A 15,513-nucleotide genomic window follows, 5' to 3' on the forward strand; every position below is an offset into this window, starting at 1 on the left:
CCGGTAAAAGTACGCCGTTACCACGCCCCACGCTCAAATTTCCACGCCCCAGGTTCACCCCGCGGCCCCAAAGGCCCACTTCACTAACGCGGTCAGCCCGGGCGCCGGGCGCCGCCCCGCCCGCCACTCCTTTCGCGTCGAAGGGAGGCTGCGTAACGCGAAGAGTGCGAAAACCTCTTTCCTGAGGGCCGCAAACCGGCCTTCAGGAAACGGGTTTTCTCCCGTTTCTGGCCCGCCGCCAATTGGCGCCGGGTGAAAAGACAAGAAGCCGCCGACAGGCGGCGGGCAACAAGACAGGGCCGCCAAGGTGGCCCGAGATGCAAGGCGAGCCGCGGCGAGGCTCGTCCCGAGAATTGAGCTAAGGAGCGACGATGGCCCAGACCCAGACTTTCAATGGCCGCAGACGCGTACGCAAGTTTTTCGGAAAGATCCCGGAAGTTGCGGAGATGCCGAACCTGATCGAGGTTCAGAAGGCATCCTATGACCAGTTCCTGATGGTGGAGGAGCCCAAGGGTGGGCGTCCTGACGAGGGACTGCAGGCAGTTTTCAAGTCGGTCTTCCCGATTTCCGATTTTTCCGGCTCCTCGATGCTGGAATTTGTGAAGTATGAGTTCGAGGGACCGAAATTCGACGTTGACGAATGCCGTCAGCGCGACCTGACCTATGCGGCGCCGCTCAAGGTGACGCTGCGCCTCATCGTGTTCGATATCGACGAGGATACCGGCGCCAAGTCGATCAAGGACATCAAGGAGCAGGACGTCTACATGGGCGACATGCCGCTCATGACCTTGAACGGCACCTTCATCGTCAACGGCACCGAGCGCGTCATCGTCTCGCAGATGCACCGTTCGCCAGGCGTCTTCTTCGACCATGACAAGGGCAAGTCGCACTCGTCCGGCAAGCTCCTGTTTGCCGCGCGCGTCATTCCCTATCGCGGTTCGTGGCTCGACATCGAGTTCGATAGCAAGGACGTCGTGCATGCCCGCATCGATCGCCGCCGCAAGATCCCGGTGACGTCGCTGCTGATGGCGCTCGGCATGGACGGCGAAGAGATCCTGTCGACCTTCTACAACAAGATCACCTACAAGCGCGCCGGCGACCATTGGCGCATCCCGTTCAACGTCGACCGTTTCCGCGGCCTCAAGGCCGTTGGTGACCTGGTCGACGCCGACACCGGCGAAGTCGTCGTCGAGGCCGGCAAGAAGATCACCGCCCGCCAGGCCAGGGCGCTTGGCGAAAAGGGTCTCAAGGCGATCAAGGCGACCGACGAGGATCTGCTCGGCAACTACCTTGCCGAGGATATTGTCAACTACGGGACCGGCGAGATCTTCCTCGAAGCCGGTGACGAGATCGACGAAAAGACGCTGAAAGTGCTGCTTGGCACCGGTGACGATGAGATCAAGGTCCTCGACATCGACCACGTCAACGTCGGCGCCTACATCCGCAACACGCTCAACGTCGACAAGAACGAGAGCCGCCAGGACGCGCTGTTCGACATCTACCGCGTCATGCGCCCCGGCGAGCCGCCGACGCTGGAAACCGCTGAGGCCATGTTCAACTCGCTGTTCTTCGACAGCGAGCGCTATGATCTGTCGGCCGTTGGCCGCGTCAAGATGAACATGCGCCTCGAGCTCAAGGCCGAGGATACCGTGCGCGTGCTGCGCAAGGACGACATCCTGGCCGTGGTCAAGACGCTCGTCGAACTGCGCGACGGCAAGGGCGAGATTGACGACATCGACAATCTCGGCAACCGCCGCGTGCGTTCGGTCGGCGAGCTGATGGAGAACCAGTACCGCGTCGGCCTGCTGCGCATGGAGCGCGCGATCAAGGAACGCATGTCCTCGATCGAGATCGACACGGTGATGCCGCAGGACCTGATCAACGCCAAGCCGGCGGCTGCCGCCGTGCGCGAGTTCTTCGGTTCCTCGCAGCTGTCGCAGTTCATGGATCAGACCAACCCGCTTTCGGAGATCACCCACAAGCGCCGTCTTTCGGCGCTTGGACCGGGCGGTCTGACCCGCGAGCGTGCCGGTTTCGAAGTGCGCGACGTGCACCCGACGCATTACGGCCGCATCTGCCCGATCGAGACGCCGGAAGGCCCGAACATCGGCCTGATCAACTCGCTTGCGACCTTCGCGCGAGTCAACAAATACGGCTTCATCGAGAGCCCGTACCGCAAGATCGTCAACGGCAAGCTGACCAATGAGGTCGTTTACCTCTCGGCTATGGAAGAGGCCAAGCACCACGTCGCGCAGGCCAATGCCGAGCTCGACAAGAATGGTCATTTCGTCGACGAATTCGTCATTTGCCGCAACGCCGGCGAAGTGATGATGGCGCCGCGCGAAAACGTCGATCTGATGGACGTGTCGCCGAAGCAGATGGTGTCGGTGGCCGCGGCCCTGATCCCGTTCCTCGAGAACGATGACGCCAACCGTGCGCTGATGGGCTCGAACATGCAGCGTCAGGCCGTGCCGCTGGTGCGCGCCGAAGCGCCGTTCGTCGGCACCGGCATGGAGCCGATCGTCGCCCGTGACTCGGGCGCCGCCATCGGCGCCCGCCGCGGCGGCATCGTCGACCAGGTGGACGCGACGCGTATCGTCATCCGCGCCACGGAAGATCTCGATCCCGGCAAGTCCGGCGTCGACATCTACCGGCTAATGAAGTTCCAGCGTTCGAACCAGAACACCTGCATCAACCAGCGTCCGCTGGTGCGCATGGGCGACCGGGTCAACAAGGGCGACATCATCGCCGACGGCCCGTCGACCGAGCTCGGCGATCTGGCCCTCGGCCGTAACGTGCTGGTCGCGTTCATGCCGTGGAACGGCTACAACTACGAGGATTCCATCCTCCTGTCCGAGCGCATCGTCGCCGACGACGTCTTCACCTCGATCCACATCGAGGAGTTCGAAGTCATGGCCCGCGACACCAAGCTGGGGCCGGAGGAGATCACGCGCGACATTCCCAACGTCTCGGAAGAAGCGCTGAAGAACCTCGATGAGGCCGGCATCGTCTACATCGGTGCGGAAGTGCAGCCGGGCGACATCCTGGTCGGCAAGATCACGCCGAAGGGCGAAAGCCCGATGACGCCGGAAGAAAAGCTGCTGCGCGCCATCTTCGGTGAAAAGGCCTCGGACGTGCGCGACACCTCGATGCGCATGCCTCCGGGAACCTTCGGCACCGTCGTCGAAGTGCGTGTCTTCAACCGCCACGGCGTCGAGAAGGACGAGCGCGCCATGGCGATCGAGCGCGAGGAGATCGAACGCCTCGCCAAGGACCGCGACGACGAGCAGGCGATCCTCGACCGCAACGTCTATTCGCGTCTTTCCGACGTTCTCGTCGGCAAGGAAGCGATTGCCGGGCCGAAGGGCTTCAAGAAGGGCTCGAAGCTGTCGAAGGACACGCTCGACGAGTATCCGCGTTCGCAGTGGTGGCAGTTTGCCGTGGAGAACGAAAAGCTCCAGAGCGAACTGGAAGCCCTGCGTGGCCAGTACGACGATTCCAAGAAGGCGCTCGAGCAGCGCTTCATGGACAAGGTCGAGAAGGTGCAGCGCGGCGACGAGATGCCTCCGGGCGTCATGAAGATGGTCAAGGTCTTCGTGGCCGTGAAGCGCAAGATGCAGCCCGGCGACAAGATGGCCGGCCGACACGGCAACAAGGGTGTCGTGTCGCGGATCGTTCCGGTCGAGGACATGCCTTTCCTCGAGGACGGCACGCATGCCGACATCGTGCTCAACCCGCTGGGTGTGCCGTCGCGCATGAATGTCGGCCAGATTCTGGAGACGCACCTGGGCTGGGCCTGCGCCGGAATGGGCAGGAAGATCGGCGATCTGATCGATGCGTACAAGACAGCGGGCGACATCAAGCCGCTGCGCAAGACGCTCGAGAGCTTCATGCCGGCCAACGACCGCAACGAGCCGGTCCGCGAATATGACGACGAGAGCATCGTTCGCCTCAGCGAGCAGATGCGCCGCGGCGTCTCCATCGCGACACCGGTGTTCGACGGCGCGCATGAGGCCGACATCAACATCATGCTGGAGCAGGCGGGCCTGCACACCAGCGGTCAGTCGCAGCTCTATGACGGGCGCACTGGCGAGCCGTTCGATCGCAAAGTGACGATGGGTTACATATATATGCTCAAGCTTCACCACCTTGTGGACGACAAGATCCACGCGCGTTCGATCGGTCCGTACTCGCTCGTTACCCAGCAGCCGCTGGGCGGCAAGGCGCAGTTCGGTGGCCAGCGCTTCGGCGAGATGGAGGTCTGGGCGCTCGAAGCGTACGGCGCCGCCTACACGCTGCAGGAGATGCTGACGGTGAAGTCGGATGACGTCGCCGGACGCACCAAGGTCTACGAGGCGATCGTCAGAGGCGACGACACCTTCGAGGCCGGCATTCCCGAGAGCTTCAATGTTCTCGTCAAGGAAATGCGGTCTCTCGGCCTCAATGTCGAGCTGGAGAACACCAAGCTCGACGACAACCCGATCCGGCTGCCCGACGCGGCCGAGTAAGCAAGACGTCCGGCCGCGGTCTTCCCGCGACCGGACGCACCAAATTCTCGGCCGATGGCCGATCAAGTCGGCGGGCGTTTGGCCCGCGCTAGATGCAAGGGGTTTTCGAGGACCCCGAAAAGGAGAACGGCATGAACCAAGAGGTCATGAATCTCTTCAATCCCCAGGCGCCTGCGCAGGTGTTCGATTCCATCCGGATCTCGCTTGCCAGCCCTGAGAAGATTCTGTCCTGGTCGTTCGGCGAGATCAAGAAGCCGGAGACCATCAACTATCGCACCTTCAAGCCGGAGCGTGACGGCCTGTTCTGCGCGCGCATTTTTGGCCCGATCAAGGACTATGAATGCCTGTGCGGCAAGTACAAGCGCATGAAATACAAGGGCGTCATCTGCGAAAAGTGCGGCGTCGAAGTCACGCTGTCGCGCGTCCGCCGCGAGCGCATGGGCCATATCGAGCTGGCGGCACCGGTCGCCCACATCTGGTTCCTGAAGTCGCTGCCGTCGCGCATCGGCACGCTGCTCGACATGACGCTGAAGGACATCGAGCGGGTCCTCTACTTCGAGAACTACATCGTTACCGAACCCGGCCTCACCGCGCTGAAGGAGCACCAGCTGCTCAGCGAGGAAGAGTACATGATGGCCGTCGACGAGTATGGCGAGGATTCGTTCACCGCCATGATCGGCGCCGAGGCGATCCACGACCTTCTGGCCGGCATGGACCTCGAGAAGATCGCCGGCGATCTGCGTTCTGAGCTGGCTTCGACCACCTCCGAGCTCAAGCGGAAGCAGTACCTGAAGCGGCTCAAGGTCGTCGAGAACTTCATGGAGTCCGGCAACCGTCCGGAATGGATGATCATGAAGGTGGTTCCGGTGATCCCGCCGGACCTGCGCCCGCTTGTCCCGCTGGACGGCGGCCGTTTCGCCACGTCGGATCTGAACGACCTCTATCGCCGCGTCATCAACCGCAACAACCGCTTGAAGCGGCTGATCGAGCTGCGCGCGCCCGGCATCATCGTGCGCAATGAAAAGCGCATGCTGCAGGAAGCCGTCGATGCGCTGTTCGACAACGGCCGCCGCGGCCGCGTCATCACCGGCGCCAACAAGCGTCCGCTGAAGTCGCTGTCCGACATGCTGAAGGGCAAGCAGGGGCGGTTCCGCCAGAACCTGCTCGGCAAGCGCGTCGACTATTCCGGCCGCTCGGTCATCGTCACCGGTCCGGAGCTCAAGCTCCACCAGTGCGGCCTGCCGAAGAAGATGGCGCTCGAACTGTTCAAGCCCTTCATCTACGCCCGTCTCGACGCCAAGGGCTACTCCTCGACCGTCAAGCAGGCGAAGAAGCTGGTCGAGAAGGAGCGTCCGGAGGTCTGGGATATCCTCGACGAGGTCATCCGCGAGCATCCGGTGCTGCTGAACCGCGCACCGACGCTGCACCGCCTTGGTATCCAGGCGTTCGAGCCGATCCTGATCGAAGGCAAGGCGATCCAGCTTCACCCGCTGGTCTGCACGGCCTTCAACGCCGATTTCGACGGCGACCAGATGGCGGTCCACGTGCCGCTGTCGCTGGAAGCGCAGCTTGAAGCCCGCGTGCTGATGATGTCGACCAACAACATCCTGCACCCGGCTTCGGGCGCGCCGATCATCGTGCCGTCGCAGGACATGGTTCTCGGTCTCTACTACCTTTCGATCGTCAATCAGAACGAGCCGGGCGAGGGCATGGTGTTTGCCGACATGGGCGAACTCCAGCACGCGCTCGAGACCAAGGCGGTGACGCTGCATGCCAAGATCAAGGGGCGCTTCCGCACGGTCGACGCCGACGGCAAGGTCGTGTCGAAGATCTACGACACCACGCCTGGCCGCATGATCATCGGCGAGCTGCTGCCGAAGAACCACAACGTGCCCTACGAGACCGCCAACCAGGAGATGACCAAGAAGAACATCTCCAAGATGATCGACACCGTCTACCGCCATTGCGGTCAGAAGGAGACGGTCATTTTCTGCGATCGCATCATGGCTCTCGGCTTCAGCCACGCCTGCCGTGCCGGCATTTCGTTCGGCAAGGACGACATGCTGATCCCGGACGCCAAGATCAAGCTGGTCTCCGACACCGAGGCTTTGGCCAAGGAGTACGAGCAGCAGTACAATGACGGTCTGATCACCCAGGGCGAGAAGTACAACAAGGTCGTCGACGCCTGGGCCAAGTGCTCGGAAAAGGTCGCCGACGAAATGATGGCCCGCATCAAGGCGGTCGAGTTTGAGGACAACGGCCGTCAGAAGCCGATGAACTCGATCTACATGATGTCGCACTCCGGTGCGCGCGGCTCGCCCACCCAGATGCGCCAGCTCGCCGGCATGCGCGGCCTGATGGCCAAGCCTAGCGGTGAAATCATCGAGACGCCGATCATCTCGAACTTCAAGGAAGGCCTCACCGTGCTCGAGTACTTCAACTCGACCCACGGCGCCCGCAAGGGGCTGGCCGACACCGCCTTGAAGACGGCGAACTCGGGTTACCTGACGCGTCGTCTCGTCGACGTGGCGCAGGACTGCATCGTCAACTCGCTCGACTGCGGCACCGACAAGGGCCTCACCATGCAGCCGATCGTCGATGCCGGTCAGGTCGTCGCCTCGGTTGGTCAGCGCGTTCTCGGCCGCACCTCGCTCGACGACATCACCCACCCGGTCACCGGCGAGGTTCTGGTCAAGGCCGGAACGCTGATGGACGAGCGTGACGTGGAACTGATCGAAAAGGCCGGCGTGCAGTCGGTTCGCATCCGTTCGGCGCTGACCTGCGAGGTCAGGGTCGGCGTCTGCGCGGTCTGCTACGGACGCGATCTGGCCCGCGGCACTCCCGTCAACCAGGGCGAGGCTGTCGGCGTTATCGCGGCGCAGTCGATCGGCGAGCCGGGCACCCAGCTCACCATGCGTACCTTCCACATGGGCGGCACGGCGCAGGTGGTGGATTCCTCGTTCCTTGAAGCCTCGTACGAGGGCAAGGTCGAGATCCGCAACCGCAACGTGGTGCGCAACTCCGACGGCCAGCTGATGGTCATGGGCCGCAACATGGCGGTGCTGATCCTCGACGAAGCCGGCAAGGAACGCGCCACGCACCGCGTCACCTACGGTTCGCGTATCTTCGTCGACGATGGCGACAAGGTGAAGCGCGGCCAGCGCATTGCCGAGTGGGATCCTTATACCCGCCCGATCCTCACCGAAATCGAGGGCAGGGTGGCATTCGAGGATCTGGTCGATGGCATTTCCGTTCAGGAAACCGCCGACGAATCGACCGGCATCACCAAGCGCGAGGTCATCGACTGGCGTTCGACGCCACGCGGCAACGACCTCAAGCCGGCGATCGTCGTCCAGGATGCTAAGGGCAAGGTCGGCAAGCTGTCGAAAGGCGGCGACGCCCGCTTCCTGCTCTCGGTCGAGGCCATTCTTTCGGTCGAGCCGGGCGCACAGGTTCGTCCCGGCGACGTGCTGGCGCGTATCCCGATGGAAAGCGCCAAGACCAAGGACATCACCGGCGGTCTGCCGCGTGTTGCCGAACTGTTCGAGGCACGCCGTCCGAAGGACCACGCCATCATCGCCGAGATCGATGGCACGATCCGCTTCGGCCGCGACTACAAGAACAAGCGCCGCATCATCATCGAGCCGCATGACTCGACGCTTGAGCCAGTCGAATACCTGATCCCGAAGGGCAAGCCGTTCCATCTCCAGGACGGCGACGTCATCGAGAAGGGCGACTACATCCTCGACGGCAATCCGGCGCCGCACGACATCCTGGCGATCAAGGGCGTGGAGGCGCTTGCCTCCTACCTCGTCAACGAAATCCAGGAGGTCTACCGACTGCAGGGCGTGTCGATCAACGACAAGCACATCGAGGTGATCGTTCGCCAGATGCTGCAGAAGGTCGAGATCACCACGCAGGGCGATTCGACCTACATTCCGGGCGACCACGTCGATGTGATCGAGCTGGAAGAGGTCAATGAGCGCCTGGTCGAGGAAGGCAAGAAGCCGGCCGAAGGCCAGCCGGTGCTGCTCGGCATCACCAAGGCCTCGCTGCAGACGCCGTCCTTCATCTCCGCCGCCTCCTTCCAGGAGACGACGAGGGTGCTGACCGAAGCTGCGGTTGCGGGCAAGACCGACATGCTGCAGGGGCTGAAGGAAAACGTCATCGTCGGCCGGCTGATCCCGGCCGGTACCGGCGGTACGATGAGCCAGATCCGGCGCATCGCCACCTCGCGCGACGAGTTGATCATCGACGAGCGCCGCAAGGCGTCCGGCGTCGAGGTCGCCGAGCCGATGCTGACCGACATGGTTAACGCCGCGCAGTAAGCGCACAAGCAAGAGAAGATAGAAAAGGGGCCCAAGTGGCCCCTTTTCGCGTTGTGGTTCCCCAATCGGATCGGAGGAGAACGATGAGCAGGAAGATCTGGGCTTCTGTCGACGACTACATTGTCGAAGCTCTTTTCGAGGCGGATCCCGCCCTCGATGCCGTTCTGGCGGCCAACCATGATCAGGGCCTGCCGCCTATCGACGTTTCCCCGGCACAAGGCAAGCTGCTCTCACTTCTTGCGCGAATGCAGGGAGCGAGGAAGGTACTCGAAATCGGCACGTTGGGCGGTTATTCGACAATCTGGATGGCGCGAGCATTGCCGATGGACGGCAAGGTCGTGACGCTCGAGCTTGATCCGCACCACGCCAGTGTCGCGCGGTCGAACTTTGAACGAGCAGGGGTGTCTGACCGTGTGGAACTGCGAGTCGGACCGGCGCTTCAATCGCTTGCGGCCTTAGGCGCCGAGAATGCCGGGCCGTTCGACTTCATCTTCATCGACGCCGACAAGCCGAACAACCCGCACTATCTGTCCTGGGCCATGCGTCTTTCGAGGCCGGGGACCGTCATCGTCTGCGACAATGTCATCCGTGACGGCGCGGTGGTGAATGAAGATGGTCGCGATGCCAATGTCGAAGGGGCACGCGCGGCGTTCTCGTTCATCGGCAGCGACAAACGTCTGGAAGGCACCGCGATCCAGACTGTTGGCGCCAAGGGCTATGACGGCTTTGCAATAGCGATCGTTAATTGAATTTGTGCGGTGCGCCGGCCGGACCTGCGATCCGGCGGCGCCCACTGATCAATCGAAAAACGCCTCCACCACATTGCGCTTGCCGAGCATGAAGGCGTCGGCGACGTGCTGCAGGGGCGCGAGATCGACGTCGGAGGTGCCGGCGCGCACGATCTCGGCGAAGCGCTTGTAGAGCATCGGATATTCGGCTTCCGGCTCCTCGTGAACGACGCGGCCATCGATGGCAAGCTTTGAGCCGCCGCCAGAAAGCACCATCGATCCTGCCTCGGTATCGGCCAGGATGTCCCAGCTTTGCGGGCCGGTCTGACGCCAATCGAGTTCCATCGTCACCGGCAGACCGTTCGACGTGCGGAAGGCGATATGGGCGGCGATGGGGGCCGCGCGGTTTTCGGGGAAATCGAGTTCTGCCGAGCTGATGAACATCGGCGGCAGGATGTGGGTAGCGATCGACAGGGCGTTGATGCCGGGATCGAACACGCCAAAGCCGCCGGGAGCCCAGATCCATTCCTGATTCGGATGCCAGCGGCGCACGTCTTCTTTCCAATTGATGGCGGCCGACCTGATCGTTGTCGATCCAAGGAATGCGCGCGCAGCTTCGACAGCCGGCGCATAGCGTGAATGCCAGCTGGCGAACAGGCAGACGCCGTTCGCTGTCGCCAGCGCCTTCAGGTCTTCGACCTCGCTGACCGTGGCGCCGGGCGGCTTTTCCAGGAAAACATGCTTTTTCGCCGCCAGCGCCAAGCGCGCGGCGTCGTAACGAAACTGCGGCGGCATGCACAGCGACACCGCCTCGAGCTCCGGCGTTGCGTCGAGCATCGCCTCGATCGTCGGGAAGTTCGGGATGTCCTCGACTTTGCCATGGCGGCTGGCTGCAGCAACCAGGCGATAATCTTGGTCCTTCGCCAGCGCCGGCAGATGCTGGTCACGGACGATCTTCCCCACGCCGACGATGCCGAGCTTGATGGGATTAGAGGACATGGGAGCTCCGCAGGTTGAGTGTGCTTGGTTTTGCCAGAGGTCGCTTCTTAGCAGAGAACTTGTGCCGGGCAAGTCGCCGGGCTTTGTCGCCGGCCCGTGAGATCGACCGCGATTCAGATCTCTTCAGATCGGCACATCGAACGTCACGATCGACACTTCGCCTTCGAGCGCGCCCTGATAGGCGGACAGATGCGGCTCCTCGTCCGGCACGCCGTCCAGGTCGCCGATCTGATCGAGCTCTGCCTCGGCATAACCTTCGGCGGCAAGCGATTCGAGAGCGCGGCGCACCGCCGAATCGTCGTCCGGTGCGACCAGCATCACATGCACGCCTTCCGGCTTGCCGCCTTTGCGCTTCCACACCCGGCCGGTAATAATGGTGACCGGGCGCTCCTCATTGTCATTCACGGGTTCGTACCTCCGGGCGAGGGGGGTTGGGCTGTTCATGCCGCCTTTTCGCACGAAGCACGGCCTGGAAACAGGCGCAAGCCGGTCACTTTCTGGCTTCCTCTTGAAAAACGGCGCAAGAAAATTACATGCGCTTTTCGCATGGCTGCCAAGCCTCGGGTTCAGCGCAATATTTGCCGCTCCGGGGTTGACGGACAGTGGCCATACGAGTAGAAGCCGCCCAGTCAGAACCGATGTGAGGCTCTTGCTTCCGAAGCGACACGCTTTGGAGTTTGCCTCAAACAGGGTTCGTTTTACGAGCGAAAAGACATTTCCGGCGTGCATGAAGCGGATTCCGCTTCCTCTGCCATTTGTTCGGGCAAGACCGCGAGGCGCGGTTTGTGGCTCGAATTTGCGTATGGAAATGACGCTTTGAGCGGCCCTGACCGGGCGAGACACGGAATTGAGAGACAAGAGGGTTTAATGCCTACCGTCAACCAGCTGATCCGCAAGCCGCGCATTGCGCCGGTGAAGCGCAACAAGGTCCCGGCCATGCAGCAGAACCCGCAGAAACGGGGCGTCTGCACGCGCGTCTACACCACGACGCCGAAGAAGCCGAACTCGGCGCTGCGCAAGGTGGCCAAGATCCGCCTGACCAATGGTTTTGAAGTGATCGGTTACATCCCCGGCGAAGGCCACAACCTTCAGGAGCACTCGGTGGTGATGATCCGCGGCGGCCGCGTCAAGGATCTTCCGGGCGTCCGTTACCACATCATCCGCGGCGTGCTCGACACGCAAGGCGTGAAGAACCGCAAGCAGCGCCGTTCGAAATACGGCGCCAAGCGTCCGAAGTGACCGAAGCGTAGCCAAGGTCGTTCCGGGCGGCGTCAAGCGACGATCCGGGATCCAGGCCACCGCGTAGAATTGAGGCAGAGAAAAAATGTCCCGTCGTCACAGTGCAGAAAAGCGTGAGATCAATCCGGACCCGAAGTTCGGCGATCTGATCGTCACCAAGTTCATGAACGCCGTCATGTATGACGGCAAGAAGTCGGTTGCCGAGACCATCGTCTACGGCGCGCTCGACCAGGTTCAGTCCAAGACCAAGCAGGAGCCGGTCACCGTCTTCCATCAGGCGCTCGACAATGTCGCGCCGCATGTGGAAGTGCGTTCGCGCCGCGTCGGCGGCGCCACCTACCAGGTTCCGGTCGACGTGCGCCCCGAGCGCCGTCAGGCATTGGCCATCCGCTGGCTGATTGCCGCCGCCCGCAACCGCAACGAGACCACGATGGTCGACCGCCTCTCCGGCGAGCTGATGGACGCGGCCAACAACCGCGGCACCGCCGTCAAGAAGCGTGAAGACACCCACAAGATGGCAGAAGCCAACCGCGCTTTCGCGCACTACCGCTGGTAAAGCGCGAACGAGACTGAAGAGGCACCTCCCATGGCCCGCGAATATAAAATCGAAGACTACCGCAATTTCGGTATCATGGCGCATATCGACGCCGGCAAGACGACGACCACCGAGCGCGTCCTCTATTACACGGGCAAGTCGCACAAGATCGGCGAAGTCCACGACGGCGCTGCCACCATGGATTGGATGGAGCAGGAGCAGGAGCGCGGCATCACCATCACGTCGGCCGCGACCACGACCTTCTGGAAGGGTCGCGACGGCAAGATGCACCGCTTCAACATCATCGACACCCCCGGCCACGTCGACTTCACCATTGAAGTCGAGCGTTCGCTGCGCGTGCTCGACGGCGCCATTGCGCTGCTCGATGCCAATGCCGGTGTCGAGCCGCAGACGGAGACCGTCTGGCGCCAGGCCGACAAGTATCGCGTGCCGCGCATGATCTTCTGCAACAAGATGGACAAGATCGGCGCCGACTTCTACCGCTCGGTCGAGATGATCGGATCGCGCCTCGGTGCGCATGCCGTCGTCATGCAGCTGCCGATCGGCGCCGAGACCGAGTTCAAGGGTGTCGTCGACCTCGTCGAGATGAACGCGCTGGTCTGGCGCGACGAGACGCTGGGCGCTGCCTGGGACATCGTCGAGATCCCTGCCGACCTCAAGGCTCGTGCCGAAGAATACCGCGAGAAGATGATCGAGGCCGCCGTCGAAATGGACGAGACGGCGCTCGAGAATTACCTCGAAGGCAAGATGCCGAGCAACGACGAGATCCGTGCGCTCATCCGCAAGGGCACGATCGCGGTGAAGTTCTATCCGATGTTCTGCGGCTCGGCCTTCAAGAACAAGGGCGTGCAGCCGCTGCTCGACGCCGTCGTCGAATATCTGCCGTCGCCGGCCGATGTCCCGGCCATCAAGGGCGTCGACGCCAAGACCGACGCCGAGATCGAGCGTCATGCCGACGACAACGAGCCGCTGTCGATGCTTGCCTTCAAGATCATGAACGACCCGTTCGTCGGTTCGCTCACCTTTGCCCGCATCTATTCGGGCAAGCTCACCAAGGGCATCTCGGTCGACAACACCGTGAAGGGCAAGAAAGAGCGCATCGGCCGCATGCTGCAGATGCATGCGAATTCGCGCGCCGACGTCGAAGAGGCGTTTGCCGGCGACATCGTCGCCCTCGCTGGCCTCAAGGACACCACCACCGGCGACACGCTCAGTGATCCGCTGCATCCGGTCATCCTCGAGCGCATGGAATTCCCCGATCCGGTCATCCAGATCGCCATCGAGCCGAAGACCAAGAACGACCAGGAAAAGATGGGTCTCGCCCTTCACCGCCTGGCCGCCGAGGATCCGTCCTTCCGCGTCAAGACTGACGAGGAATCGGGCCAGACGATCATTTCCGGCATGGGCGAGCTTCACCTCGACATCATCGTCGACCGCATGCGCCGCGAGTTCAAGGTCGAGGCCAATGTCGGCGCGCCGCAGGTGGCCTACCGCGAGACGATCACCCGCAAGCACGAGCAGGACTACACGCACAAGAAGCAGACCGGCGGTACCGGCCAGTTCGCCCGCGTCAAGATCCTGTTCGAGCCGAATCCGGAAAGCAGCGAATTCGAGTTCGAAACCAAGATCGTCGGCGGCGCTGTGCCGAAGGAATACATCCCCGGTGTCGAAAAGGGCATCAACAGCGTCATGACCTCGGGCCCGTTCGCCGGCTTCCCGATGATCGGCGTCAAGGCGACGCTGATCGATGGCGCCTACCACGACGTGGACTCGTCGGTTCTGGCCTTCGAAATCGCCGGCCGCGCCTGCTTCCGTGAAGCAGCCCCCAAGCTTGGCGTGCAGTTGCTCGAGCCGATCATGAAGGTCGAAGTGGTGACGCCGGAAGATTATGTCGGCAGCGTAATCGGCGACCTGAACGGCCGTCGCGGCCAGATCCAGGGCCAGGAAGCCCGTGGCGTAGCTGTGGTCATCAACGCGATGGTGCCGCTCGCCAACATGTTCAAATACGTGGACAACCTTCGCTCGATGAGCCAGGGCCGCGCGGCCTACACGATGCAGTTCGACCACTACGAGCCGGTCCCGACCGCGGTCGCCCAGGAAGTCCAGAAGAAATACGCGTAACTCGAAACGAGTTGCATCAGTAACTTAATTCAAGGCCCGCACGGGCTGGCAGGAATGGAGAGATCACATGGCAAAAGGTAAATTCGAGCGCACTAAGCCTCATGTGAACATTGGCACGATTGGTCACGTCGACCATGGCAAGACGTCGCTGACGGCGGCGATCACCAAGTATTTTGGCGAATACAAGCGCTACGACCAGATCGACGCTGCGCCCGAAGAGAAGGCGCGCGGCATCACCATTTCGACGGCGCACGTCGAATACGAGACCGCCAACCGCCACTATGCCCATGTCGACTGCCCCGGCCACGCCGACTATGTGAAGAACATGATCACCGGTGCCGCGCAGATGGACGGCGCGATCCTGGTGGTGTCGGCCGCCGACGGCCCGATGCCGCAGACCCGCGAGCACATCCTTTTGGCCCGCCAGGTCGGCGTGCCCTCGATCGTGGTGTTCTTGAACAAGGTCGACCAGGTCGACGACGCCGAGCTGCTCGAGCTGGTCGAGCTCGAGGTGCGTGAGCTTTTGACCAAGAACGAGTTCCCCGGCGACGACATTCCGATCGTCAAGGGTTCGGCGCTTGCCGCCCTTGAAGACAGCGACAAGAAGATTGGCGAGGACGCCATCCGCGAATTGATGGCTGCGGTCGATGCCTACATCCCGACGCCGGTGCGTCCGCTCGACAAGCCGTTCCTGATGCCGATCGAGGACGTGTTCTCGATCTCGGGCCGTGGCACGGTGGTGACCGGCCGCGTCGAGCGCGGCGTCGTCAAGGTCGGCGAGGAGCTGGAGATCGTCGGCATCCGTCCGACCACCAAGACGACCTGCACGGGCGTCGAGATGTTCCGCAAGCTGCTCGACCAGGGCCAGGCCGGCGACAACATCGGCGCGCTACTGCGCGGTGTCGACCGTGAAGGCGTCGAGCGCGGCCAGGTCCTGGCCAAGCCCGGCACCGTCAAGCCGCACAAGAAGTTCGTTGCCGAAGCCTACATCCTGACCAAGGACGAGGGCGGCCGCCACACGCCGTTCTTCACCA

Annotated in this window: 9 protein-coding genes; 7 read left to right on the forward strand and 2 right to left on the reverse strand. The window is 62.5% G+C overall.

What is annotated here, in order from left to right; genetic code table 11:
- Window positions 1–371: 371 nt before the first annotated feature.
- From rpoB to NKJ15_RS32340, 3 genes are all read left to right on the forward strand, one after another.
- The gene (gene rpoB / locus NKJ15_RS32330) at window positions 372–4,508 is read left to right on the forward strand and encodes a DNA-directed RNA polymerase subunit beta (protein WP_352682666.1); all 4,137 of its coding nucleotides are present in this window, start codon (window positions 372–374) and stop codon (window positions 4,506–4,508) included.
- 131 nt (window positions 4,509–4,639) lie between these two features.
- On the forward strand, window positions 4,640–8,836 hold the full coding sequence (gene rpoC, locus NKJ15_RS32335; protein WP_352819753.1) for a DNA-directed RNA polymerase subunit beta': 4,197 nt from the start codon (window positions 4,640–4,642) through the stop codon (window positions 8,834–8,836).
- 83 nt (window positions 8,837–8,919) lie between these two features.
- Entirely contained in the window at window positions 8,920–9,585 is a 666-nt protein-coding gene (locus NKJ15_RS32340) for an O-methyltransferase (protein ID WP_352474774.1), read from the forward strand.
- 48 nt (window positions 9,586–9,633) lie between these two features.
- Here NKJ15_RS32340 and NKJ15_RS32345 read toward each other — a convergent pair whose 3' ends face one another.
- Window positions 9,634–10,563 carry a Gfo/Idh/MocA family protein gene (locus NKJ15_RS32345; protein ID WP_352682668.1) on the reverse strand — a complete coding sequence of 310 codons (930 nt, stop codon included), beginning with the start codon at window positions 10,561–10,563 and terminating at the stop codon, window positions 9,634–9,636.
- A gap of 123 nt (window positions 10,564–10,686) precedes the next feature.
- Window positions 10,687–10,968 (reverse strand): transcriptional regulator, encoded by a 282-nt coding sequence (locus tag NKJ15_RS32350; protein ID WP_254817147.1) that lies wholly within the window; start codon window positions 10,966–10,968, stop codon window positions 10,687–10,689.
- A 462-nt stretch (window positions 10,969–11,430) separates the two neighbouring features.
- On the opposite strand from NKJ15_RS32350, the gene rpsL reads away from it, so the two are divergent.
- The 4 genes from rpsL to tuf form a co-directional block, all read left to right on the forward strand.
- Window positions 11,431–11,802, forward strand: coding sequence for a 30S ribosomal protein S12 (gene rpsL / locus NKJ15_RS32355; RefSeq protein WP_006333356.1), 372 nt, complete (start codon window positions 11,431–11,433; stop codon window positions 11,800–11,802).
- 85 nt (window positions 11,803–11,887) lie between these two features.
- Entirely contained in the window at window positions 11,888–12,358 is a 471-nt protein-coding gene (rpsG, locus tag NKJ15_RS32360; protein WP_008875664.1) for a 30S ribosomal protein S7, read from the forward strand.
- Window positions 12,359–12,388: 30 nt separating this feature from the next.
- Window positions 12,389–14,479 carry an elongation factor G gene (gene fusA / locus NKJ15_RS32365; RefSeq protein WP_023680448.1) on the forward strand — a complete coding sequence of 697 codons (2,091 nt, stop codon included), beginning with the start codon at window positions 12,389–12,391 and terminating at the stop codon, window positions 14,477–14,479.
- Window positions 14,480–14,546: 67 nt separating this feature from the next.
- The coding region (gene tuf / locus NKJ15_RS32370) for an elongation factor Tu (protein WP_352819755.1) at window positions 14,547–15,513 on the forward strand (967 nt) is incomplete at its 3' end.

The organism is Mesorhizobium sp. M0207 (assembly GCF_040321995.1).
Lineage (GTDB): Bacteria > Pseudomonadota > Alphaproteobacteria > Rhizobiales > Rhizobiaceae > Mesorhizobium.

Coding starts and splice junctions, on each gene's coding strand:
- rpoB (WP_352682666.1), top strand. CDS start 372: ATGGCCCAGACCCAGACTTTCAATGGCCGCAGACGCGTACGCAAGTTT.
- rpoC (WP_352819753.1), top strand. CDS start 4,640: ATGAACCAAGAGGTCATGAATCTCTTCAATCCCCAGGCGCCTGCGCAG.
- NKJ15_RS32340 (WP_352474774.1), top strand. CDS start 8,920: ATGAGCAGGAAGATCTGGGCTTCTGTCGACGACTACATTGTCGAAGCT.
- NKJ15_RS32345 (WP_352682668.1), bottom strand. CDS start 10,563: ATGTCCTCTAATCCCATCAAGCTCGGCATCGTCGGCGTGGGGAAGATC.
- rpsL (WP_006333356.1), top strand. CDS start 11,431: ATGCCTACCGTCAACCAGCTGATCCGCAAGCCGCGCATTGCGCCGGTG.
- rpsG (WP_008875664.1), top strand. CDS start 11,888: ATGTCCCGTCGTCACAGTGCAGAAAAGCGTGAGATCAATCCGGACCCG.
- fusA (WP_023680448.1), top strand. CDS start 12,389: ATGGCCCGCGAATATAAAATCGAAGACTACCGCAATTTCGGTATCATG.